The following is a 22385-nucleotide window of genomic DNA, read 5'->3' on the forward strand; positions in this document are numbered from 1 at the left end:
GGGAGGCTGAGGGGGCCCGGAAGACTGAGGGGGCCCGGGAGACTGAGGGCCGGGAGCCGTTGCCCCTCCCGGCCCTCAACCCGACAACCAACCCCCCGCTGTCACTTCCGACTTACCCACGCACCTGAATCAGCGCATGCGTCCCACTGGTGCGCCACCGCTGCTCGTACGCGGCGACGAGCGCGGCCTCCGTCGCCGCGTCGAGCCCGACGATCACGTCGGACTTCAGGGTGCGCAACGCGGCGACGGGGCTCGGGAAGTACGCCGTCCGCTCCCCGAACGAGCTGGTGGCTGGCCAGAGTCGGTCTCCCACCAGGCGCCGGTAGTTCAGGTCGCCCTTCAGGACGGTCACCGTGGCCTCGGCGAACTCGCGTCGCAGGTCGTCGGGCATCTCCGCGTAAGGAAGGGGCGCACAGGAGAAGGAGTGGGCACGCACGGCGAGTTGGCCGTTCCCCATGGCCGCCCACAGCCGCGCCCCGACCTCACCGGCGACACCTCCGGCCTGCTTCAGGTGGCGCAGGCCGTCGACGACGTCGGCGGTCGTGGCGTCGGAGACGTAGTACGGATACGGCTTGACGTGCAGGACGACGCGTTCGGCGCGCCGCTGACGCAACAGATGGTCGATGAGCAGGAGATCGGGGACGAGTTCACGACCGGCGTTGTCCGCGACCAGGTACACGGTCCCGGCTCCCCCGACCGGCAGCAGTGCCCACAACTCCTCCGAGTCGTCAGCGACAAGTGGACTGCTGTCCGCACTATCCGCATCGCCCCTGCCCCCATCCCCATCCCCATCCCCGTCCCCGTCCCCGTCCCCGCGCGCGTCCCCGTCCCCGCTCGTGTCCGCCGCACCACCACCACCGCCGCCGCCGCCGGAGGAGGACGCGACCATACGGAAGCCTAGGTCGGCCCGATTGCCCCACAGCGATCCGTGCAGCAGGGCACGGTCCTGTTCCTCGACGGGCAGCAGTGCGAGCGACTCCAAGGCCGCCAGCTCCGCCCCGGCCTCCTCGCTCTCCAACTCCACCAGCTTGAAGGGCCGGAAGGGATCGACGCCCCGCCAGGCCCCAGCCCCAGCCCTTGCCCCTGCCCCTGCCCCTGCCCCTGCCCCAGCCCCTGCCCCAGCGGGCTCGAAGTAGCCGACGGCGTCGAGCAGCTTCCGGTAGAAGAAGCTCTCCGCCCACAGGAACGGCACGTCGAACCACGACTGCCCGATCCACGACGTCCCGCCGGGCCCCCGCTGCCACCCCTCCCACAGCCACCGGTCATGGGCATCGAGCCCCAGGGGTTCGATCACTCCTGTCGTACTGGACGCGAGCAGCGCGTCGAGCGCCCGGTGCTGCTCCGGTCCGTACGGGAAGGCGTCTCGCACCCTCTTGATGAGGGCCGGGTGCCTCTCGGCCAGCACGCTCCGGGGGAAGGATCCGGGTTCGTTGCTGAGGATGACGGGCGCGTCGTCGACGGCGTCTGGCATGACGGGGTGATCCTCCGAGGGGAGCGGTTGCTGTCCGGGCCCGAGCCTGGGCCCGGGCCCGGGCCCAGGCTCAGCCTCCAGTGTCCCCTCAGACTCGGCCACCGGCCCCGAGGAACATCCGCCACCGGCCCGTGTGCATCGGGTCGTTGAGGGCTCGGGCCAGGTCGTCGGCGGTGCGGGCCGCCTCGTACAGGACGTGGGAGAGTTCGCCGCGTTCACCGTGGTCACCGTGCTCGTCCGCCTTGAACAGCAGGCTCGCGTTCTCGTCGACGGGCATGAGGCAGAGGTGGTCGCGGCCCATGTCGATGGTGGTGACGTTGACCCAGCCGCCGCCGTACACCTCGGCGGCGCTGCGGGTCAGGGCGCCGAGGCTGCCGGCGAGTGCGGCGAGGCGTTCGGCGTCGTCGGGGTGCAGGTGGTCCGACGCGCACAGGACGAGCCCCTCCGCCGAGAGGAGGACGGCGAACGTGGCGCCCGGGGTGCGCGCGCAGAAGTCGCGGACGATCTCGTCGGGGGTGGCGACGTCGGACGTGCGGGCGTCGTGGGTGGGAACGGGGTGCCGGACTGGGGGCATGGGAGGAACCTCCGGGCGGGATGGGGTGCGGGCGCGGGCGCAGTGCGTCACGTACGGCAGTGGCGCGACAGCGCGTACTCGACGAGCGTGATCAGGGTGGACTTCGCGCCGCCCCGCGTACGGGCGTCCATGGGGACCACCGGCACGTCCTCGCTGATCTGCATCGCCTGCCGCACCTCGTGGGGGTCGTAGGGCTGATGCCCGTCGAAGGCGTTGAGGCCGACGACGAACGGGAGTCGGCGGTGCTCGAAGTAGTCGACCGCCGGGAAGGAGTCGGCGAGGCGGCGGGTGTCGACGAGGATCACCGCGCCGATGGCTCCGCGGACGATGTCGTCCCACATGAACCAGAAGCGGTCCTGGCCCGGCGTACCGAAGAGGTAGAGGACGAGTTCGTCGTCCAGGCTCAGGCGGCCGAAGTCCATGGCCACGGTGGTGGTGTGCTTGTCCGGGGTGCGCGCCAGATCGTCGACGCCCTCGGACGCGGACGTCATCACGGCCTCCGTGCGCAGCGGCGTGATCTCGGAGATGGAGCCGATGAGCGTGGTCTTGCCCACGCCGAAGCCACCTGCCACCACGATCTTCGCCGAGGTGGTCGGCGCGGTGGTGGGGGGATCAGAGACGGCGAAGGCCACCGAGGACCCTTTCCATGAGGGCCGCGGTCGGCTGTCCGTCCGCGGGTTGGTTGATCGTGACGAAGCCCTGGACCGCCAGGTCCGAGACGAGGACGCGCGCCACGCCGAGCGGCACGTCCAGGACGGCCGACACCTCGGCCACCGAGGTCGGTACCGTGCAGCGCCCGAGAATGCCCCGGTGCTCGGGGCCCAGACCGGCGACGGCGCCCGGTGCGGCGTGGACGCGCACGGTCGTGACCAACGCCTCGATCGCGAGCGGGAGTTGGCCTTCGGTGCGGCCCCCGGTCAGGGCGTAGGGGCGGGGGCCGAGGGGGATGGCCTCGGCCCCGGTCGCGGGGCTCATGCGTCGGCGCTCCGGCGCAGCGTGTCGCGGAGCGCGGGCGTGAGGACCTGCCCGACCCTCCGTACGAGACGGGTCATCTCATAGCCGAGTACGGCGCGGTCGACGGCGGCGTCCGCGGACACCGCCAGCATCGAACCGTCGCCCACGGCCATCACGATCAGCACGCAGTGCTGCATCTCGACGACGGTTCGCTGCGCGGGAGGCGCGGCGAGCAACTGGGAGCCCGCGGCGGCGAGGGCGGCCACGCCGCTCGCGATCGGCGCGGCGAGCTCCGGTGCGACGGCCTCCGGCAGCGCGGCGCGCGAGAGCAGCACGCCGTCGGCGGAGACCACGGCCACGTCGAGGATGCCGGGCGTCTGGTCCAGGAACCGGTCGAGCAGCCAACGGAATTCACCGACGGCACGACCGCCCGAAGGGACCGTGGCCCGGGGCAGCGGGTCATACATGGGCGGCCTCCTCCTGGTCCGTGCCGTTGGACTGCGGACCTGCGTGAGCGCTGCCCGCGTGAGCGCTGCCCGCATGGGCGATGCCCGCGTGCAGTCCGCTCATGCGGTCGCGCAGCTCCTCGGGGCTGGGCCGCCCGGACGGGGCGCCCCCGCACTCCTGCGCCGGGGCCGCCCCCTCGGGCCACTTGGCCACGCGTCCGCTGCGCGCCTGGGGCGTACGGACGGGGAGTCCCGCCGTGGTGGTGGCGAGGGGGGCGTCGGTGTCCTGCGGTACGGCGGGCTGGTCGCCGTCGGCGATTTCATACGCGGCCTCATAGGCGGCTTCGTACGCGGCGTGGGCGGGAGCGCCAGCCTGAGCAGGGGCCACCGCATGAGCGGGAGCGGGAGATGGGGCAGGAGCGGAGGCGGGAGCGGGGACGGGAGAAGCGGCCGGCACCGAGGCAGTCCGCACCGCCCGAGGCGACAGAACGCGAGGCGCACGAGCCGCACGAGCCACACGAGACACATCCGGCGCACTCGGCCCACCCTGCGCACTCAGCGCACCCTGCGCCCCCGGCTCCACCGCCTGCCCCACCGCCTGTCCCATCGCCTGCCCCACAGCCTGCCCCACAGCCATGGTGGGCCGCTCCGGCGCGGCCAGCAGCTCCTTCGGCACGATCACGGCGGAGACGAGCCCGGAGGGCACGTTGGCGTGGAGCCGGACCTCGACGTTGTGCTTGCGCGCGAGGGTCCCGACCACGTACAGCCCCATGGTGTCGGAGACGTCGACCTTCGTGTCGGCGGTGGCCCGCAGGATCCCGTCGGCGGTGGCGAGTTGGTCCTCGCTCATGCCGATGCCCATGTCCCGGATCTCCAGGAGCAGACGGCCGTCGGGTACGCGCTGGCCGCTGACGGTGACCTGGGTGTCGGGGCTGGAGAAGGAGACGGCGTTGTCGAGGAGTTCGGCGGTGAGGTGGACGAGGTCGTTGGCGGCGTACCCGGCGATGGCGACGTCGGGGAGGGCCCGGTAGACCACGCGCTCGTACTGCTCGATCTCGGATGCGGCCGTGCGCGTGAGGGCGAGCGCGTCCAGGGGCGCGGACCGGTGGTTGCCGATCTCCGCGCCGGCGAGGACGAGGAGGTTCTCGCTGTTGCGGCGGATACGGGTGGAGAGGTGGTCCAGCTGGAAGAGGCGGGCCAGGCGCTGGGCGTCGGGCTCCTGCGACTCCAGGTCGGTGAGCAGGGCGAGCTGGCGCTGTACGAGGTTCTGGTTGCGCCGCGACAGGTTGCGGAAGATCGCGTTGACGTCCTCGCGCAGCTCGGCCTGGGCCCGTCCGAGCCGGACGGCTTCCAGGTAGACGCGGTCGAACGCACGCGCCACATCGCCGAGTTCCTCCCTGGAACGGATGCCGAGCGCCTTGCCTTCCAGCTCGGCGGGGAGCCGGGTGCCCTGGGTGAGGTGCCGGGTCACCTCGGGCAGGTGCTCGTCGGCGACGGTGGTGGCGGAGGCGCGCAGGGAGCGCAGGCCGCGGACGAGCCGGCGGGAGGTGAGATAGGCGAGGGCGGCCGCGACGACGAGGATGACCGCGGCGACGGCGGCGTCGGTCCACATCTGGTCGCGCGCCTTGTCGCGCTGCGCGTCCGCGGCGGCCACGACTCGCCGCTCGACGTCGTGCTGCACCTCGGTGAGCTGCTCGCTGACCTTGGTCATCGCCGGATACCAGCCCTTGGGCAGGGACTTGGCGAGGCCGGCGCCCTCGGTGCGCTGCACGGCGGCGACGGCCTTGTCGACGACCTTCGAGTCCCCGGACCCGGCAATCTCCTTGTACCGCGCGGCTTCACGGTCATCGGCGAAGAGCATGAATTCATTGCCGGTGATGTCCCGGACGAGCTGGGAGGCCACGATGTCACCGAGCTGCCCGGAGCCGAGCTTGCCGTCCTTCTCGGCGCTGGCGAGCATCGAACGCTGGCTGGTGAGCATCATGCTGTTCAGACCGATGGAGTAGAGCGTCCACCCGGCGGACTGAGCGTTCTCTCCGATGCCACCCACCTGGTTGTGCACACCACTGATGGAGACGAGAAGCGCCCCGTACCCCTTCTCGACCTCGGGAACGGGCGCACCCTTGTCGGCGGCGGCGCGCAGGGCGGTCAGCTGCGCGAGCGAGTCCTTGATGGCGCTGCGATGCCGGTCCATGCCCGCTCCCGTGGGCAGCGCGTCCAGCTCCCGCTGGAAGTCACCGGCCTCACGGTCGGTGGTGCGCCGCGCCCCGCCAAGAGCCCCCTTGCCCTCGGCCTTCTGCTTACGCGGATCGGTCGTGAGATCCCGCTCCGCGGCAAGGGACCGGGTGAGATCAGAGGCGGAACGGCTGGCGTCCGCGATGCTGCGGATGTCGCCCGAGCGGTCGGCGGTCTGCCACGCGTCGTGGATGCGCAGCCCCGCGAAGGTGAGCGCGGCGAGCAGCGGAACCAGCACGACGACGAGCATCCGCTCGGGCACCCGGAGATCGGCGAGGGACCAGGCGCGCCGACGCGCCTTCCCGCGTCCTCGGGCCGTCTTCCGGTCGTCTGTGGCGGGAGGGGTGTGCTTCACGTGTACTCGTCAGCTCGTCTTCGTCGAAGGGAACGGGGTGGCCCGGGGGCGGGCGGAGCGGTGGCTGCCTCTCCCCTCTCCCGGGTCGAAGGTCGATCCCAACATGTCGACAAAGATCTTTTCGGCTACGTTGGTCCCGGCTCGATGGACTTCGGTCCTTTATGTGGAACCGCGCACTCCCCGCAACCAGGAAGCGTCTCAGCGATACCGTTGCCCACCGAGGGCGGTCGGTGATCTGCTGAGCGGATGCGCCTCTAGCACTGCGTGGCCCGGAATCACATCGACGTATTCCACGATCCATGACAGAGACTTGCGCCATCCTCGATATCGGCGGCGTACTCGAACTCACACCGGAAACCGGCTGGGCCTCGACAGCCCTCAAGTGGACGCCTTCATGGCCGACTTGTGGACGGAGTACCTGGGGACGCCGAACAAGGAACTCATCGAGTACGTTCGCGGCCTGCGGGGAAGCTGCAGGCTGGGCATCCTCAGCAACAGCTTCGTCGGCGCACGCGAACGCGAAACGACGCTCTACCACTTCGACGAACTCGTCGAGCAGATCGTCTACTCGCACGAGATCGGCATCGAAAAGCCCGACCTGCGCGCCTACGAGGCCACATGCGCACGCCTGGACGTACGACCGGAGAGCTGCCTCTTCATCGACGACGCCACACCGAACATAGACGCCGCCCAAGCCGCAGGCATGCAGGCCCATCTGTTCGAGGACAACGCAGGGACCATGACGCGCATAGCGGCTCACCTGGAAGAGGACCCCTTGGCATCAGAGCACTGACTCCAGAGAAGAGGCTTCCACATCACGCGTTCGGAGACCGCCCCGCGCTGATTCCCCCGGGACCCTCGGCACGGGCGACGGCGAGGGACAGGGAGAGGGACGAAACCCGGCACTGTCAGTGCCACTTGGCACCATACGCACATGAGCAAAGTCATCAACTTCAGCACCGCCGACCAGGCAGACGTCCTCCGCTTCCAGCAGATCTCCTTCTCCATCCCGAGCCCCCTCGACGGCTACCCGGAAATAGGCCGCTGGCCCCTGTCCAAGGCCAAGCCCGCGGCCGACGCCTACCGCGCGGTGCTGGACCAGATCGACCCCGACTTCAGGTACGACCTCACCCAACTCATCGAGCGCCTGGAATTCGAGCACGACGAGTGGCAGGACAGTCAGCACCTGGACTGGTACTCCCAGGACACGATCTCCTTCTCGATCGTCGGCTGACCGGCCACCTGCCCACCGGCCACTGCCGCTGCCGCTGCCGCTGCCACTGCCACTGCCACTGCCACTGCCACTGCCACTGCCACTGCCACTGCCACTGCCACTGCCACTGCCACTGCCAGGGACTACGGGCTACCCTCTGACCAGGCCAGAGGCAGCAACACAGATCGGCAAGGAGCCACAGGACAGTTCCGCCTGAGAAACGGGGACGGGGAAATGACCATCATCGTGTCCATGGTGATCGTGCTCGCAGTTGCGATCGGGGGATGCCTGGTTGTACTGCGGCGCAGGAGCGGCTCGGGGGAACGCGGGGCACTGGAGCGCGGGGCAGCGGACCAGTCACTCGCCCAGGGTCTGGGCGAGTCCAACGCCGCGAGGCAGAACGCGGGCCCCTTCGGACCGTGAGCCGTGAGCCCACGGGAGAGCGGGGCGAAAGGCTAAAGGGCTGCGGCGTATGGCAAAGCAGCCGCTGAGTCAGTCTGTCCGCGCCCGTACGACAAGGTCGTGCAGAGCGTCGTACACGGGCGCGTCCGGGCTCTCCGGCAGGGACGAGGCATCCTGGGCGGCATCGAGCACGGCGTGCAGGGCCGCGACATCGGCCTCCAGCCGCGCTGCGGCGACCACGTCCGGTACGGGCCCGTGCTCGGCCTCCGTCTTGGCGGCAACCAACTCGCTCGTGTACGCAGGGGCTTCGCCGACCAGACCGGTCAGCGAGGGAAGGTGGGCGACGAGTTCGCCGCTGCGCATCAGATGGATGCCGGTGAGCAGCACGCGCAGGGTGTAGAGCAGCGGCTTCAACTCGCCCTGCTTGCCGAAGAGTCGCCACTGGGTCACGGCGAAGCCCCGGTAGTGGTGGGCGTGGTGGCGTGTGAGCACGGCGGGTGCGAGCGCAGCGAGCTCGGCGTGGAGGGCGGTGGTGTGCACGACCAGCGGCGACAGGAGCTGTTCGAGAACATAGCCGTTGCGGCGCAGCATCAGCCGGACGAACTTACGCAGGTCGTGCGTGACGAGATCCATCTCGACGCCGTCGCGGTCGCCCATCTGCGTCCGGGTCTCCTCCGGTTCCCGCAGGCCGATCAGGTCGGCGACGGGCAACAGATGGGCGCCTCGGAGGTCGACGTCGGAGTCCCGTGACGGGAAGCCGTAGAGGTGGGCGCCGGAGACGGTGGCGAAGACCAGGGGATGGCCCTGCTCCGCGAGGACGGGGGACAGATCGGTCGTGGGCAGACCGGCCTCCCGCAGCCTTTCGGCTGCGGGCTGCAGGACGTGGTCAGTCATGGTCGCCAGTGTTCCACCCTGAACTCACGTGTCGTGCCGGACCCCTTGGGCCTACCGGTCCACCCTCAGACGCACATCCAGACACGCATCCGGACGCACTTCGGCCCCATCCCGCAGAAACGAGATGGGGCCGAGATCGGAGCGCTGGGCAGGCCTTGCACCTGCATTTCCCCGCAGGAAGCGGGGCGTCTTTCCTTGGACGACCAACGCACAGTCAGGCACCGGGAGTTCCGGCGACCCGCTCAAGATCAACTGTACCGCACGAAACACCGTACGGAACACGGCCCGCTAAGCCGCCTCGTACTCATGCGCATGACCGCCCCGCCAGTCGATGAGCGGCGAGTCCCCCAGCACCAACTCCTCGGCGTTCTCCAGCCCGGCCCGGCGCAGGAACTCGATCAAGTCACGGTCGGTGCGCGCGAGACCGAGGATCGCGTCGTCCACGGTGACCCGGCGCCCGCCACTCGAAGACGGGCGATGCACAACTATCACTGGCGCCATACATCCACCCTCCCGCCGCACTGGTCAGTTCGCGAGCCGATACGCCCGCCGGCGGCGCTCGTCCCGCACGACAACACCTTGCTCCTCGAGCCGCTTCAACTGGTAGTGCACGGACGACCGGCTGGACAGTCCGACGTAGACCGCGATCTCTCCGAGCGTCGGGGGCTCGCCATTGTCCGCCACCCACTTCCTGATGCACCGCACGATCTGCTCCTGTCGCTCGGTCACCGCCCCTCCCGCGCCAGGCGCCGCAGCTCCATGCGCTCCGTCGGGCTCAACCGTTCCTCGGCCAGCGCCCGGGACAGACAGAGGAGGCGGCGGCGCAGCACGGTGCGTCCGGGCTGCTCGGCCAGCTGCTGATAGGTCTCCGTCCACGCGCGCTGTGTCCGTACGAGGTCATCGGTGATGGTATGCCCCATGACTTCGACTAGAGCACGTGTTCGATTTCTTGGGCAAGTCGCCGCCAGGATCTGTGACCATCACCGGCCTGAGCGCGGCCCGATCGGCGGGCATGCTGCTCGGCGCCTTCGCCCTGACCTTCGCGATCGCCGCCGACGTCGCCGACTGGCGATACGGCGGCACCAGACTGCCCCGACCACCAACAGCCAACCACCGACCGCCGACCACCGACCGCCCCTCGCCCGACGACGACCCTGCGGTTGACGTGCAGCCGATCGGGTGCCTATCTTAGAAATGCAGCCTCCCGGCTGCATGATTGGGGATGGCAGGCATATGGACGCGGTGTTCAAGGCGCTGGCCGACCCCAGTCGCCGTCGGCTGCTGGACCGGCTGCGGGCTCGCAACGGGCAGACCCTGCGGGAGCTGTGCGCGGGGCTGGACATGGCCCGGCAGTCGGTCAGCAAGCACCTGGCCGTGCTGGAAGCGGCCGAGCTGGTGACCACGGTGTGGCAGGGACGGGAGAAGCTGCACTACGTGAACGCAGCTCCGATCAACGCCATCGCGGAGCGATGGATCAGCCAATTCGACCGCGAGCGGGTCAACGCGCTCGCGGACCTGAAGAGAGCACTGGAGCAAGCTCCCATGGACAACAAGACCTTCGTCTACACGACCTACATCCGCACCACCCCCGAGCGGCTCTGGCAGGCCCTGACCGACCCGGCCTTCACCGACCGCTACTGGGGCGTCAGCTTCGCGACCGACTGGGCCGAGGGGTCCCCCATGACCTGGACCGAGACCGGAGCGACCACCCAGGACCCCGAACAGATCGTCCTCGCCCACGAGCCCCACCGCCGGCTGTCGTACACCTGGCACACCTTCAGCCCCCAGTGGGCCGAGGCCAACGGCGTCAGCGAGGAAACGCGGGCCCGGCTCGCGACCGAACGCCGCTCCCAGGTCACCTTCGACATCGAACCCCACGGCGACCAGGTCAAGCTCACCGTCACCCACGAGTTCGACCCCACCGGCATCCTCCACTCCATGTGCAGCCAGGGATGGCCGCCCATCCTCTCCAGCCTCAAGAGCCTGCTGGAAACCGGCGAACCCCTCCCCTCCGACAAGGGCTGACCCAACTACGCCTGGAAAGCAGGCACCCGCTCAGCCTGAATCCCCCGCCCCTACTGAATCAGCCCCCTGACCGGCCGCAGACGGACGGAATCACCACCGCAGCGGGTTCGCAGTGAGACGGACCGGATGTGCGAGCGCGGCCTCATACGCAGGCCGGGCGAAGACGTACGGGCCCATGGCGAGCTCCCCCCACTCCTTGCGGAAGGGCTGCCGGAACGAGGACCAGGTGACGGTTTCGGGAGTCGTGGTGATGGTGGCCAGAAGGGGCCAGCAGCCCCAGAGGCCGCACGAGCAACCCAGAACCGGAGTGGTGCCGGTGGAGGGATCAGCGAACACCGGGGCCGGGTCACCCAGGAAGTGGCGTACGGGGTCGGCGACCTCGGACAGGGCGAGGCCGCCGTGCTGATGGAGCAGGAAGCGTTCCTGCTCGGCCAAGTCCTCGTCCTCACCCTCGCGTTCCCGACGCCAGAGGTCGCGCGTGGCATCGGCGGCGCACACGCGCAGGTCCGTGCCGTCGATGCGGAAGCCCCACTCGAGAAGGTCCGGCGCCTCGTCACCGGTGGGGTAGTTCAGGAACTCGATGCACTGCATGGCCGCCATCTTCTCGTGTCCGCCTTCTCGTGTCCGCCTTCTCGTGTCCGCCTTCTCGTGTCCGCGGCCCGACCTGCATTTCGGCTCGTCCGGTCGGCCCGTGGGAAGAGGAAGCACCGCCCCCGGTCTGCAGCCGAAGCACGGAGTCTTCGAAAGTCCGCCAAAAAATCTCCGACGGGATGTCGAGAACCCGCGCGCAGCTCCGTCCCAGGAGCGAACACGGCCACAATGGCCGTACCTCACCAAGGAGAAGACGATGGCCAAGTACCTGCTGCTCAAGCACTACCGGGGCGCGCCGGCAGCGGTCAATGACGTGCCGATGGACCAGTGGGAGCCGGAGGAGGTCACGGCCCATGTGAAGTACATGAACGACTTCGCCGCCCGGCTCGAGAAGAGCGGCGAGTTCGTCGACGCCCAGGCGCTCTCGACGGAGGGCACGTTCGTCCGCTACGACGGCGAGGGGCGGCCGCCGGTCACCGACGGCCCGTTCGCGGAGACCAAGGACCTGATCGCCGGATGGATGATCATCGACGTCGAGACGTACGAGCGCGCACTCGAGCTGGCCGGTGAGCTGTCCGCGGCTCCGGGTGCGGGTGGCAAGCCGATCCACGAGTGGCTCGAGGTGCGCCCGCTCTACGGCGAGCACTGCACGGTCACCGAGTGAACGAGTCGCTGCTCCGGGAGCTGGTGCCCGAGGTGATCGGTGTTCTCGTCCGCCGCGGAGCGGACTTCGCGGCGGCCGAGGACGCCGTACAGGACGCCCTGGTCGAGGCGGTGCGCGGCTGGCCGGCCGACGAGCCGCGCGACCCCAAGGGATGGCTGATCACGGTGGCCTGGCGCAAGTTCCTCGACGCCGTCCGCGCCGATACCTCCCGGCAGCGACGCGAGGAACGGGTCGAGGCCGAACCCCCGCCCGGTCAGGGCGAGTCGGTGGACGACACGCTTCAGCTGTACTTTCTGTGCGCGCACCCGTCCCTGACCCCGGCCTCGGCCGTCGCACTCACACTGCGCGCGGTCGGCGGTCTGACCACTCGGCAGATCGCGCAGGCGTACCTGGTGCCGGAGGCGACCATGGCCCAGCGGATCAGCAGGGCCAAGCGGACCGTCTCCGGCGTCCGGTTCGACAAGGCCGGCGACGTCGCCACGGTGCTGCGCGTGCTCTACCTGGTCTTCAACGAGGGATACTCCGGCGACGTCGACCTCGCCGCCGAGGCGATCCGGCTCACTCGCCAACTGGCCGCCAGGACCGACCACGAGGAGGTCGCGGGCCTGCTGGCGCTCATGCTGCTCCACCACGCACGGCGCCCGGCCCGGACCGCGCCCGGCGGCAGCCTCGTACCACTCGCCGAGCAGGACCGCACCCTGTGGAACACCCAACTGATCGCCGAGGGCGTCGAGTTGCTCCAGGCCGCCCTCGCCCGTGACCGCCTGGGCGAGTTCCAGGCGCAGGCGGCCGTCGCCGCGCTCCACGGCGACGCCCAGCGGGCCGAGGAGACCGACTGGGTGCAGATCGTCGAGTGGTACGACGAGTTGGTGCGCCTCACCGACAGCCCGGTGGCCCGCCTGAACCGGGCCGTCGCGGTGGGCGAGGCCGACGGCGCGCGCGCCGGCCTGGCGGCGCTCGCGGAACTCGACCCCGCCCTGCCCCGGCACACCGCCGTCGCGGCATACCTGCACGAGCGCGATGGCGATCTCACCACGGCCGCGCAGCTCTACGCCCAGGCCGCCCGGACAGCCCCCAACATCCCCGAACGCGACCACCTCACACGACAGGCGGCCCGGCTCAACGCGCAGCTGCGCGGTTGAGTGGCGGGTTCGTCGGTGGCCCCGCGGGTGGGCCGTCGGCGGTCGGCAGCGATGCCCGTAACTCCCCTGTTGCAGCGCGGCGTTCATCGGGCCGGCCCGCAGACATCACCGCGCACCACAGACCGCGGAAGCATCAGCCGCCAACAGCGCCAGCGACTCGATCAACAAGCGCCGCCCGAACGACGGCTCGGGTCTCGTCACCGCACTCTTCTCCCCCGCGCGATCGTCACACGACCCCCTGCACCTGCCTCAGCCCCTGCCCCTGCCCCTGCCCCTGCCCCTGCCATTCGGGCACTGCCCTACCAGGCATGGCACGAAGAGCCAATGTCGCGCACCTGCACGGATCCCTAATGTCGACCTCGCGGTAGTCCACTGCACCTCCCCCCCTCGCCGTGGACTGCCGCCCCGCCTCACCCCTCCGCCCCGGCCCCCGCCTCCTCCCGGTCACCCGCAGCCGCCGCACCGTCCGCCGCCGCCGCACTGTCACGACCTTCCGTACGGGTCTGCGACCGGGCGCGGGACCGGGACACCGCCACCCCCGCCAGGCACAGCACGCCGCCCAGCAGCGTCAGCCAGGCCGGCACCTCGTCCAGGAACACCCAGCTGAGCACCACCACGATGGCCGGGACGGCGTACGTCGTCGCGCCCATCTTTCCGGCGGGCGTGCGGGCCAGGGCGTAGCTCCACGTGGTGAACGCGAGGGCGGTCGGCACCACGCCGAGGTACACCATGTTCAGCGTCGCCGAGGCCGGGGCCCGGGGCAGCTCTGTCGCCAGCTGCCCCGCGAACGGCAGGCACGCAACCGTGCCGACGAGGCAGCTGAACGCAGTGATCTGCAGCGGCGTGCCGTAGGAGAGAGCAGGCTTCTGCGCGACCACACCGATCGCGTACGCCACGGCCGCGAGCACGCACAACACGACGCCCAGCAAGGGAGTTGAGCCCGAGGACTCCGAGGATCCGGCTGACATCGACAGCCCCACCACCACCGCGCCACCGAACGACACGGCCATGCCCGCCACGAGCCGCGGCGGCAGCCCCTCACCCAGCAGCCGGGCCGCGAGCAGGGCCATGAGGATCGGACCGATGTTCACGAGGAGGGCGGCCGTGCCCGCGTCGACCAGTCGCTCACCCCAGTTCAGGGCAACCATGTAGCCGCCGAACCAGACCACACCCGACACCACGATCCCCCGCCACGCCTCACGCGGCGGCAGCCCTTCGCGCCGAACCAGTACGAGGACGATCAGCACCACGGACGCGGCAGCCAGCCGCCCCAGGGCCAGCGCACCGGGCGAGAAGGCGGCACCGGCGCTACGGATCGAGACGAAGGCGGACGCCCAGGCGAACACGGTGAAGCACACGGCGCCGACCGTGAGCGCAGCGGGCGAGGAGATAGTCAGACGGGATCGCATGGCGGCCACTCTAGGAGTGATTCATTTCGGCGTCTACCGAAATATTGAAGGCGTACGGTGCCGCCATCGTCTCCCCCACCCCCACCCCGCCCGGACCTCCGCTGCGCACCGTCACGCCCACGCGCTCGCATCGATCCCCAGCAGCCGCTCAAGGGCTCGCTCACCGGCATCGGTGACCACGAGCCCCCGGCCGCCCTCCACCGGCCGTACGACCCACTCCAGTTGCAGAGCCCGGGCACACAGGCGGGCAGCGGCCACCCCTCCGAAGTGACGGCGGCGCTCGGTCCAGTCCAGACACGAACTGGCCACGGGCCGCCGACCAGCGCCACCAAAATCGACCCCCACCTCGGCGAACCAGCCCCGCCCCTCCTCCGTAAGCTCGAACACCCCATCCGTACGCAGGAGTTGACGCGCCTCCAGGGCGTCGGTCACCGCCAGACCGAGACGCCCCGCGAAGTGGTCGTAACAGGTGCGGGCACGCGCCAGTGGGTCGGTGGCGGACACCACCGGCGTCGCGTGCGCGGCGTCCCGGCCGGGGACGGCGTGCGAGGCGAGGCCGTCGACCAGCCGCGCGGTGGCCGCATCGGCGATACGGACGTGAGTGCGCCGCCCCTGCCGCTCGGTCACGCAGATCCCCGCGGCACTCAGCTTCGCCAGATGCCCGCTGACGGTGGACGGCGCGACGTCGGCGATCCGCCCCAGCTCGCCCGCTGTCCAGACCCGCCCCTCAAGGAGTGCCATGCAGATGGCCGCTCGAGTCTCGTCGGCGAGCGCTGCGGCGAGCGCGGCGAGGCGGGCGGCGGGCGGCGCGGACTCACTCGCATCGACCTGCAGAGCCGGGCGATCCTGGGGAGCCTTGAGAGCCTTGGGGGCGGTATTCATGCCTCCAGGATGACCCATCACTTCGCCATTCACCGAATAGTTCGATGATTGCCCCCTCGACCGAGACGACGGAAGGCCAGCACGGCGTTGTGTCCGCCGAAGCCGAAGGAGTTGCTGAGCAGGATGTCCCGGTCCGCCGGAAGCGGGCGCGGATTGCCCGTGACGACATCCAAGCCAAGGTCGTCGTCGGGGTGTTCAAGACCGACGGTCGGAGGGATCAGTTCATGATGTGCCGTGAGTACGGCGAGCCCGGCCTCGACCCCTCCCGCCGCACCCTGCAGATGACCGATCGCCCCCTTCGGCGCCGTGACGGGCACGTCGCGTGCGCCCCGGTCACCCAGCAGCGCACGCAGGGCAACTGCTTCGGCCAGGTCTCCCTGCGGGGTAGCCGTGGCATGCGCGTTGACGTGGGCGACGTCGTCCACGGTGGCACCGGCGTCAGCGAGAGCCTTCCGCAGAGCCGCCAGCACCCCGGAGCCGTCGGGCCTCGGCGCCGTCATGTGATGGGCGTCGGCCGAAATCCCCCACCCCGCCGCCTCGCAGTAGACGCGCGCGCCCCGGCGCCGAGCGTGCTCCTCGGACTCAAGGATGAGAAGCCCGGCGCCCTCGCCCAGCACGAATCCGTCCCGGTCCCGGTCGAAGGGGCGCGACGCGCGCTTGGGCCCATCGGCACCGACCGACAGGGCCCGCATGGAGGCGAAGGCCGCCATGATCGTCCTGTTGATGCACGCCTCGGTACCACCGGCGACCACCACGTCGACATGGCCCAACCGAATACGGTCGATGGCCTGCCCGATCGCCTCGGAACCCGACGCACACGCGCTGACGACGGTGCGGGCCTCACCCCGTACACCGAGGTCGATGGCGATCCGGGCGGCACCTTCGTTCGGAACGGTCATGGGCGCCGTGTGCGGCGACACCCGACGAGGCCCCTTGTCGCGCAGCACATGGCTGGCGTCCGCGAAGACGGGAGCACCCCCGATGATGGTCCCCACACTCACCCCGAGACGGTCGGGGTCGACGGCCTGCTGGTCCAGCCGGTCCAGACCCGCGTCACTCCACGCCTCCCGGGCGGCGATCACGGCGAATTGCGTGCTGCGGTTCATCGTCCGCGCCTGCGCGCGCGGCAGTACGTCGAGGGGGTCGAGGGCGGCGGGTGCCGCAATGGAGATAGGGAGATCGTCGAAGCCCTCCCCCAGGGCCACCGCGCCGTTCATGCCGGATATGAAGCCGTCCCAGGTGGCGGATGCGGTGCCGCCCAGCGGGGTTATGAGGCCGATTCCGGTGACGACGACGCGGGTGCCGTGACCGCGGGCGACGCTCGCTTCTGACATGGCGCGTCCTAGTTGATAAACGGGACAAACGCGGACATTCAAAACCATAACATCGGCACTCATCGAGAGGGTTTGGCAAACAATCCCTCTCGGCGAGTGCCGGACCGGTTCCGCGAGCGGCACGGTGTTTCTCGGCGGCCGGATACAGAGGTGGCCTGAACACTCGGTGGCGAAACGAGAGCGGGCGGCAGCGTCGACCGCCGTATCGGGGTCGGGTGCTCTCCTGCCGCTGGTGGCGGACATGGGCGACGCCACGTAGCTCTCTACGAAAATCGGCGATGCGGGATAGAGGCGATGGGACATATTCAACAGCCCTTGAAAAGGCCCCTTGCATCGCGGACGGATAGCCGCTGAGTCATATTCGCCGCCATCGACGGGAGTTGGGCTCCCCGAGCGGTCGGCAGTCATCCTTTCTTCCCGGCACGGCGATGCTGCCGTACATCCGGAAGGCAAGGCAGAAGGCGGTCATCCCCCTCTTCTTCATCGTCCCTTCCGGTATCGCGGCGCTCGGACTCACCGTGAGTGCTGCAACACGCGGCTACGGGTTGGCCGAGTCACTGGAGATGTTCGTATGGGTCACGGCCGGTCTGGCACTGCTGATCGTTCTGGGCCTGGGAATCGTCGCTGTACTGGCCTTCATGCATCGCTTTACTGAATCGCATACGGAGGACCCGCGTCATCGGCACGGCCGCGGCCGCCGACAAGGAGCCCGGCTACGTGGTCGAAGACTTCAACTACCCTGGCGCCGACCGGATCCTGAGGGACAAGGGCATCGTTCTCAAGCGCGGCGACGGTCACCTCACGCTCGCCGAGTGCGGTTCCGCGAGCGGGCTGATGGAGATCTACTCGCGCAAGGACGACAGCATCTGCTTCCGCACCACCGGCTCGTCCGGCCATCTCACCATGGAGATCCCGGTCGTCTACGGCGTGAAGACCTCCGCCATGGACGCCGACCTCAAGCTGAGCGCCCAGGGCAAGAACACCGACGTCGCGGTCGGCAAGAACAGCTTCAAGCCGGTCGGTGAGACGGCCGACCCGAACGGTCGCGAACACCTCCTCCTGGAGATCCGCACCTCCAAGTAGCCCTTGCTCGTACGGAGCGCTCGCTCGCACCCACGTAACACGTAACCCCTGCTCGCCGGAGTACGCACCTGGATATCGGGGGCGGCGACCGCGCCTGCACCGGTGCCCTCGTCGCCCCGCAGTGGCTGCTGACCGCCAAGTCCTGCTTCGCGAAGCGCCCCGCCGCCTCGATCGACGTCCCCGAAGGCGCCCCCAAGTCGCCCACCAAGGCCGTCGTCGGGCGCACCGACCTGACCGGCAAGGCCGGGTCCGAGCGCGAGGTCGTCAAGCTGATACCCCGCGGCGACCGCGATGTGGTCCTGGCCAAGCTGTCCGCGCCGGTCACGCGATCTGCGCGGGCGACGCCGGCGCGCCGCTGGCCGTGGGCAGCGAGGACCATCCGCAGATCGCCGCCCTCGCCCCCCGCTCCGACCAGGCGGGCTGCTTCGGCATCGGCCCCGCCCAGAAGTCCACCGAGGCGGTCGCGTCCCGCACCGACGACCTGGCCGCCTGGGTCGGCGAGCAGACCGGCCAGGCCGGCTTCGTCGACTTCAACGGCGACGGCGTCGAGGACATCGCCATCGGCGACCCGTACAACACGGTCAGCGGCCACAAGCAGGCCGGTTCCGTGAGCGTCGTGTACGGCGGCGGCAAGGGCAGCGCGCAGATCGACCAGAGCCTGTCCTTCGGCTCGCCCGGCGAGGACCTGGAGGGCATCAGCAACACCGGCGCGGTGCAGACCTATTCGGCCATCGGCAAGCCCGGCGACGGCGACCGCTGGATCGAGATCGGCAGCAACGGCATCCCCGGCCCGAAGAAGACCAACCAGTACCTCGGTACGACGCTCACGGCCACGCCGACCAGCCTCTACATCGGCACCCCGTTCGGTCCGGCCGCCAAGGGCGCGGTCCACTCCATCCCGTGGACGACGCTGACCGGCGGTCCGCAGCAGCCGACCACGGTGTTCCAGCCGGGCAAGGACGGCATCCCCAACGAGGGCTCCCGCTTCGGGACCAGCGTTCAGTAGTCCCCTGGCCCCGCGTTCCACAACGGCACCCGGACCCCGGCTCGGCACATTTTCGAGCCTGGGTCCGGGTGTTCGGGGTGAGGTACGTGCGGCCCTGCCGGAAGTACTCAGGTCCGCGAGGGGGGGCGGGAGGAGTCGGCCGTGCCGTTCGGGCGCTGCCCGGCCGGCCGAACCGGGGCGCGATCCTGCCGTCCGCCAACCCCGTATAATGTCAGTATGACGATTACTGAGGCGGAGATCATCGCCGGCGCCCGTGCCATCGCCGCCGCGCTCCATGTCTCCCCGGACACCGTGATCCCCTTCCACCCGCCCCTCGACGGCTGGCCCTACGCCGAGCTGCGGGACGGGAAGGTCCACTACCTCGTGCGGGAACGCGCGCACGTGGATCTCATCGCCACCTTCACCGACCTCGACGCCTTCCTGTATCAGCTCGCCGAGGAGGAAACGTCCAGCCTGGCCAGAAGCTGGGAACTCGAACACCGCACAGGATCGGTCGAGGACCCGGACTTCGACTCCCGTATCGCATGGGTCGCCAAGCAGCTGCAGCTGCTGAACACCGTCGACCCGGCCTGGGCAGAGCGATTCCGCGCCACCGTCGAGACGCGGTTCTCCGGCCTCAGCCTGCAAGACGTCGACCGCCATCCTGTCGGCCCCTGAACGCGGAAGTGGGAGGGGCGCCGAAGCAATCCCCTCCCACCGGACTCGGACCCCGCAACCCCGGGTCGGTGCCATCTGCCCGTCACGCGGACGTCGACACCGGCCGAGCACAGGACACGGACGAGTCACGAGTCACGAGTCACGAGTCACGAGTCACGAGTCACGAGTCACGAGTCACGAGTCACAGGCTGTCCCTCAGCCCGTCACTTCCACGATGTACTTGTTGTCCAGGAGCCACTGGACGTCGACGCCCTTGGGCAGCAGGTACTGCGTGCCGCCGCCCGGCTGCCCGAACCACGGTGCGATCTTCCCGCCCTGGATGTTGCCGTACTTCTCCACTTCCGCCGGCCCCCAGTCCCTGGACCACCTGTACGCGTGGTATCCGGGGCCCTTCGCGCTGGCATCGGCGTTGACATTGGACGGGGGCAGGGCCCGCTCGCTGTAGGGGGTGCCGTCCCTGGGCGCGAGGAAGCCTCCCTTCGGTGAGCCGAAGCGGTCCATGTGCTCGCCGACCTTCGGGAAGTGCGCCTTGGACGCACCCTCGAAGCCGTCTCGCGGCGGGTACTCGAACCAGCCTTCCTTCGTGTTCCAGTACCGGTGGAACCACTCCCCGATGGTCAGGTTGCCGAGCGGCTTGTAGCCGTTCATCAGCTCCTTGGCCTCGGGCCGCATGCTCTCGGTGATCTTCGGCAGGTCGACGATCTGCTTGAAAGCGAACGAGAGTCCGCCGGTCTTGTCGCCCTTGATCGCGGATTCGATGATCGACGACAGAGCCTTGGCGTACTGGTTGGTGGCCACGCCGGCCTTGAGGTCGTTCAGGGCGAGCTTGGCCTTGGAGATCTGCGCGGCCGTGAAGTTGACCTCGACGAGAGGGTCGGTGGTGACCTTCGCCGAGCTGCCGATCCGGCCCAGCGTGACCAGCGAGCCCAGCTGCATGCCGGTGTCGGCGCACTGCTCGGCCGTGGCCCGGGCGAACGGCGGGGCGGCGACGGGCGGGGCGGCGACGACGGGCGGCTCGCCGCCGGAGGTGTCGCCGGAGACGCACTGCATGAACGTCTTCGGCAGGTCCCCGAGCATCTGGCCGATGAACTTGTCCCAGCCGTCAGTGATGCGGTTGTACTCGCGGCTGAACTCCTCGGTCTGCGACTCCGACGAGAACCCGGTCCAACGGATGTCCTTCTCGGGGCACTTGCTGCCGATGCCCGCCGGGACGTCGGCGGCGGTGCAGTAGAACGTGTCGACGCTCAGCACGTAGTCGAGGCGGAACTTCTGCGTGCAGTGCAGGGCACCCTCACACCCGCCGACCGTCGAGACGGTGGGGTTGTTGTTCGGGGTGCGGTCGTCATAGACGCGGGCGGCCATGAACTCGCGCGGCACACCGTAGTAGCCGTTGTCCGGCAGGGCGATGTGGTTCCGCTTCAACTGCCGCAGCGCGGAGGCGGCTCCGCCGTCGGTTTCGCCGTCCTTGTCCGTGAGGCCGTGGGCCTTGATGTCGGCGATCTTGGCCTGCTCGCGGTCGTAGCTCGCCAGGGCTTCCTTGGCGAGCTGCTGCCACTTCGCCTTCACATCGGCGGGCACGTCATCGCGTGGGTCGCCGTTGTTGTCGGAGCCATTGCCGGTGAACTTGACCGGAACGGTGTCGGAGGTCCCGGTGTCGTGCGCGGTGCGGACGTTGAGGGTGTGGGAGGCCGTGACGGGGGCGCCGCCGGCTCGCAGGCCGGTGTCGACGGTCACCGACGTCTTGCCGGCCGCGTCCACCCGCGTCCACGCCCCGTTGTCCAGCTGCCACTCCACCCAGCGGGCCTTGTGGCCGGCGGGCAGGGTAACGGTGAACTCGCCGGGCTTGCCGTTGTTCGCCACGCGGGACGGCGCCACCGGACGGTCATCCGGCGCGTCCACCTTGAACTTCGACCACGGGGACCAGTCCGCCTCGTACGCGGTGCCGTCGTAGGCCGAGGAGCGGACGAGGTAGGTCCAGCCGTCCTTCAGCTTCCCTTTCGAGACGGTGACGGAGGCCGGCGTGCCGGAGGCGACGTACCCGGAGACGAGCACGTCGTACTTGTTGTCGTCGGTGAGGTTCACCTTGGACCCGGCGGTGCCGTCCGCCTTGACGGTCCACACCTCGAAGGTGCTGGTCGTCTTGTCCTTGTCCGGGTCCACCACGGTGTTGCGGAGGGTGGGGGTCAGCGTATTGGTCTGCCATACGCCGGATGCCTGCTTGAAGGGCGGGCCGACTTCGGGTGCTTTGGGAGTGTTCGGCGCGCGGTTGGCGCTGGCCGCGGCGCCCGGGGCACCGAACGCCTGGGCCGCCGCACGCCCATCGAACACGTGGGGTGGTGTTGCTGAGGGCCGCTCGTCGGTGGGAGCGGTGGCCGACGACCGGTCACCGGTGGCGGTGGCGGCAGCTGTGGTCCGCGGGTCGTCGAGGGCGGCGGCGTTGGCCGCTGCGGAGCCGAGAAGTGTCGCCAGGGCCATGGCGCCGGCGACGAAAGACGCTCTCTTTCTGGGAGAACGTCTAGATATGGAGCTTTTCACTGTGGTCCAGTTCGCTTGACTTGATGCGGAACTTATCCCCCGCACAGATCACGGGACTCTACCCGTTGGTCTGGACCAATGCGGTTTCGGCCGCGTGAACCGGGTCACAATGCATCAACTCGCCAACTCCCCTGGCCGCCATAGGGGTTGATCACCATTAACCCCGTTCACCCTTGTTGCCCGATATACAGATCCTGTGGTGTTCAGTCGCCCATTCCCGCCATATCCGCTTGATTATTCTTGATTCGTAATGCTCGATTTAGGGAACTCTGTGGCCTGTGCCCGCTTACGTCAGACGCTGGGTGAGATCGGTACCTGCCGCCCGGTCCGGTGCTCGGCGCCGACGTCTGGCGGCGAGCTTGCGAGCCGCTGACCGGAACATCAACCGTCCGCCAGTGGGCATCGCCAACTTCTCATCGCTCCGCGACCGCATCGGTATCAACTTCACCCAGCTCCGACAGGACAGGCTGTTCATGAGTTTCGTCAGCGCTGGGCTCCGCCCTCGCAGCACTG

24 protein-coding genes and 1 pseudogene are annotated in these 22385 nt (G+C 69.5%); 10 read left to right on the top strand and 15 right to left on the bottom strand.

Annotated elements, in window-relative coordinates; all coding sequences use genetic code 11:
- Window positions 1–112: 112 nt before the first annotated feature.
- The 6 genes from ACFWYM_RS00945 to ACFWYM_RS00970 all read right to left on the bottom strand — a co-directional run bounded on the left by ACFWYM_RS00945 (window position 113) and on the right by ACFWYM_RS00970 (window position 6035).
- Window positions 113–1471 carry a damage-control phosphatase ARMT1 family protein gene (locus tag ACFWYM_RS00945; RefSeq protein WP_384828483.1) on the bottom strand — a complete coding sequence of 453 codons (1359 nt, stop codon included), beginning with the start codon at window positions 1469–1471 and terminating at the stop codon, window positions 113–115.
- A gap of 88 nt (window positions 1472–1559) precedes the next feature.
- On the bottom strand, window positions 1560–2045 hold the full coding sequence (locus tag ACFWYM_RS00950; protein ID WP_384828485.1) for a roadblock/LC7 domain-containing protein: 486 nt from the start codon (window positions 2043–2045) through the stop codon (window positions 1560–1562).
- 47 nt (window positions 2046–2092) lie between these two features.
- A complete protein-coding gene (locus tag ACFWYM_RS00955) occupies window positions 2093–2677 on the bottom strand; it encodes an ATP/GTP-binding protein (RefSeq protein WP_384828487.1) in 585 nt (194 codons plus the stop codon).
- Window positions 2658–3020 carry a DUF742 domain-containing protein gene (locus ACFWYM_RS00960; RefSeq protein WP_384828489.1) on the bottom strand — a complete coding sequence of 121 codons (363 nt, stop codon included), beginning with the start codon at window positions 3018–3020 and terminating at the stop codon, window positions 2658–2660. The genes ACFWYM_RS00955 and ACFWYM_RS00960 overlap by 20 nt, the downstream gene beginning before the upstream one ends.
- Entirely contained in the window at window positions 3017–3466 is a 450-nt protein-coding gene (locus ACFWYM_RS00965; RefSeq protein ID WP_384828490.1) for a roadblock/LC7 domain-containing protein, read from the bottom strand. Before ACFWYM_RS00965 ends, ACFWYM_RS00960 begins: the two co-directional genes overlap by 4 nt.
- Window positions 3459–6035 carry a nitrate- and nitrite sensing domain-containing protein gene (locus tag ACFWYM_RS00970; RefSeq protein WP_384828492.1) on the bottom strand — a complete coding sequence of 859 codons (2577 nt, stop codon included), beginning with the start codon at window positions 6033–6035 and terminating at the stop codon, window positions 3459–3461. Before ACFWYM_RS00970 ends, ACFWYM_RS00965 begins: the two co-directional genes overlap by 8 nt.
- 382 nt (window positions 6036–6417) lie before the next feature.
- Here ACFWYM_RS00970 and ACFWYM_RS00975 point away from each other — a divergent pair, with 382 nt between their 5' ends.
- Window positions 6418–6828, top strand: coding sequence for an HAD family hydrolase (locus ACFWYM_RS00975; RefSeq protein WP_384828494.1), 411 nt, complete (start codon window positions 6418–6420; stop codon window positions 6826–6828).
- 141 nt (window positions 6829–6969) lie between these two features.
- On the top strand, window positions 6970–7269 hold the full coding sequence (locus ACFWYM_RS00980) for a hypothetical protein (protein ID WP_384828495.1): 300 nt from the start codon (window positions 6970–6972) through the stop codon (window positions 7267–7269).
- A 471-nt stretch (window positions 7270–7740) separates the two neighbouring features.
- Here the strand turns inward: ACFWYM_RS00980 and ACFWYM_RS00985 are convergent, their stop codons facing one another.
- The 4 genes from ACFWYM_RS00985 to ACFWYM_RS01000 all read right to left on the bottom strand — a co-directional run bounded on the left by ACFWYM_RS00985 (window position 7741) and on the right by ACFWYM_RS01000 (window position 9464).
- Window positions 7741–8544, bottom strand: coding sequence for a DNA polymerase beta superfamily protein (locus tag ACFWYM_RS00985; protein ID WP_384828497.1), 804 nt, complete (start codon window positions 8542–8544; stop codon window positions 7741–7743).
- Window positions 8545–8832: 288 nt separating this feature from the next.
- Window positions 8833–9045: a hypothetical protein gene (locus tag ACFWYM_RS00990; protein ID WP_384828499.1), complete on the bottom strand. Its 213-nt coding sequence runs from the start codon at window positions 9043–9045 to the stop codon at window positions 8833–8835.
- Between the two features lie 24 nt (window positions 9046–9069).
- Window positions 9070–9273: a LexA family protein gene (locus ACFWYM_RS00995; RefSeq protein ID WP_384828501.1), complete on the bottom strand. Its 204-nt coding sequence runs from the start codon at window positions 9271–9273 to the stop codon at window positions 9070–9072.
- A complete protein-coding gene (locus ACFWYM_RS01000; protein ID WP_384828503.1) occupies window positions 9270–9464 on the bottom strand; it encodes a hypothetical protein in 195 nt (64 codons plus the stop codon). The genes ACFWYM_RS00995 and ACFWYM_RS01000 overlap by 4 nt, the downstream gene beginning before the upstream one ends.
- 53 nt (window positions 9465–9517) lie before the next feature.
- Here ACFWYM_RS01000 and ACFWYM_RS01005 point away from each other — a divergent pair, with 53 nt between their 5' ends.
- Together ACFWYM_RS01005 and ACFWYM_RS01010 are read left to right on the top strand one after the other, a co-directional pair.
- Window positions 9518–9736 (top strand): hypothetical protein, encoded by a 219-nt coding sequence (locus ACFWYM_RS01005; RefSeq protein WP_384828505.1) that lies wholly within the window; start codon window positions 9518–9520, stop codon window positions 9734–9736.
- A gap of 41 nt (window positions 9737–9777) precedes the next feature.
- Entirely contained in the window at window positions 9778–10569 is a 792-nt protein-coding gene (locus tag ACFWYM_RS01010) for an ArsR/SmtB family transcription factor (RefSeq protein WP_384828507.1), read from the top strand.
- A gap of 90 nt (window positions 10570–10659) precedes the next feature.
- Here the strand turns inward: ACFWYM_RS01010 and ACFWYM_RS01015 are convergent, their stop codons facing one another.
- The gene (locus tag ACFWYM_RS01015) at window positions 10660–11169 is read right to left on the bottom strand and encodes a hypothetical protein (RefSeq protein ID WP_384828509.1); all 510 of its coding nucleotides are present in this window, start codon (window positions 11167–11169) and stop codon (window positions 10660–10662) included.
- Between the two features lie 247 nt (window positions 11170–11416).
- Here ACFWYM_RS01015 and ACFWYM_RS01020 point away from each other — a divergent pair, with 247 nt between their 5' ends.
- Both ACFWYM_RS01020 and ACFWYM_RS01025 read left to right on the top strand, forming a co-directional pair.
- A complete protein-coding gene (locus ACFWYM_RS01020; protein ID WP_384828511.1) occupies window positions 11417–11824 on the top strand; it encodes a YciI family protein in 408 nt (135 codons plus the stop codon).
- Window positions 11821–12966: an RNA polymerase sigma factor gene (locus ACFWYM_RS01025; RefSeq protein ID WP_384828513.1), complete on the top strand. Its 1146-nt coding sequence runs from the start codon at window positions 11821–11823 to the stop codon at window positions 12964–12966. The genes ACFWYM_RS01020 and ACFWYM_RS01025 overlap by 4 nt, the downstream gene beginning before the upstream one ends.
- Before the next feature lie 410 nt (window positions 12967–13376).
- Here ACFWYM_RS01025 and ACFWYM_RS01030 read toward each other — a convergent pair whose 3' ends face one another.
- The 3 genes from ACFWYM_RS01030 to ACFWYM_RS01040 all read right to left on the bottom strand — a co-directional run bounded on the left by ACFWYM_RS01030 (window position 13377) and on the right by ACFWYM_RS01040 (window position 16591).
- The gene (locus ACFWYM_RS01030) at window positions 13377–14375 is read right to left on the bottom strand and encodes a DMT family transporter (protein ID WP_384828515.1); all 999 of its coding nucleotides are present in this window, start codon (window positions 14373–14375) and stop codon (window positions 13377–13379) included.
- A gap of 111 nt (window positions 14376–14486) precedes the next feature.
- Window positions 14487–15257 (bottom strand): ArsR/SmtB family transcription factor, encoded by a 771-nt coding sequence (locus ACFWYM_RS01035; RefSeq protein ID WP_384828517.1) that lies wholly within the window; start codon window positions 15255–15257, stop codon window positions 14487–14489.
- Between the two features lie 29 nt (window positions 15258–15286).
- Window positions 15287–16591 carry a beta-ketoacyl-[acyl-carrier-protein] synthase family protein gene (locus tag ACFWYM_RS01040; RefSeq protein WP_384828519.1) on the bottom strand — a complete coding sequence of 435 codons (1305 nt, stop codon included), beginning with the start codon at window positions 16589–16591 and terminating at the stop codon, window positions 15287–15289.
- Between the two features lie 717 nt (window positions 16592–17308).
- On the opposite strand from ACFWYM_RS01040, the gene ACFWYM_RS01045 reads away from it, so the two are divergent.
- The 4 genes and pseudogenes from ACFWYM_RS01045 (at window position 17309) to ACFWYM_RS01060 (ending at window position 19337) form a co-directional block, all read left to right on the top strand.
- On the top strand, window positions 17309–17674 hold the full coding sequence (locus tag ACFWYM_RS01045; protein ID WP_384828521.1) for a hypothetical protein: 366 nt from the start codon (window positions 17309–17311) through the stop codon (window positions 17672–17674).
- A gap of 74 nt (window positions 17675–17748) precedes the next feature.
- A pseudogene (locus ACFWYM_RS01050) lies at window positions 17749–18018 on the top strand (trypsin-like serine protease); the annotation flags it as partial.
- A 17-nt stretch (window positions 18019–18035) separates the two neighbouring features.
- A complete protein-coding gene (locus ACFWYM_RS01055; RefSeq protein WP_384828523.1) occupies window positions 18036–18680 on the top strand; it encodes a hypothetical protein in 645 nt (214 codons plus the stop codon).
- Window positions 18681–18896: 216 nt separating this feature from the next.
- On the top strand, window positions 18897–19337 hold the full coding sequence (locus tag ACFWYM_RS01060; RefSeq protein ID WP_384828525.1) for an Imm63 family immunity protein: 441 nt from the start codon (window positions 18897–18899) through the stop codon (window positions 19335–19337).
- Window positions 19338–19532: 195 nt separating this feature from the next.
- Here the strand turns inward: ACFWYM_RS01060 and ACFWYM_RS01065 are convergent, their stop codons facing one another.
- Complete coding sequence (locus ACFWYM_RS01065) at window positions 19533–21812, bottom strand: TNT domain-containing protein (RefSeq protein ID WP_384828527.1); 2280 nt, start codon at window positions 21810–21812, stop codon at window positions 19533–19535.
- Window positions 21813–22385: the final 573 nt, after the last annotated feature.

The organism is Streptomyces sp. NPDC059009 (assembly GCF_042740175.1).
Lineage (GTDB): Bacteria > Actinomycetota > Actinomycetes > Streptomycetales > Streptomycetaceae > Streptomyces.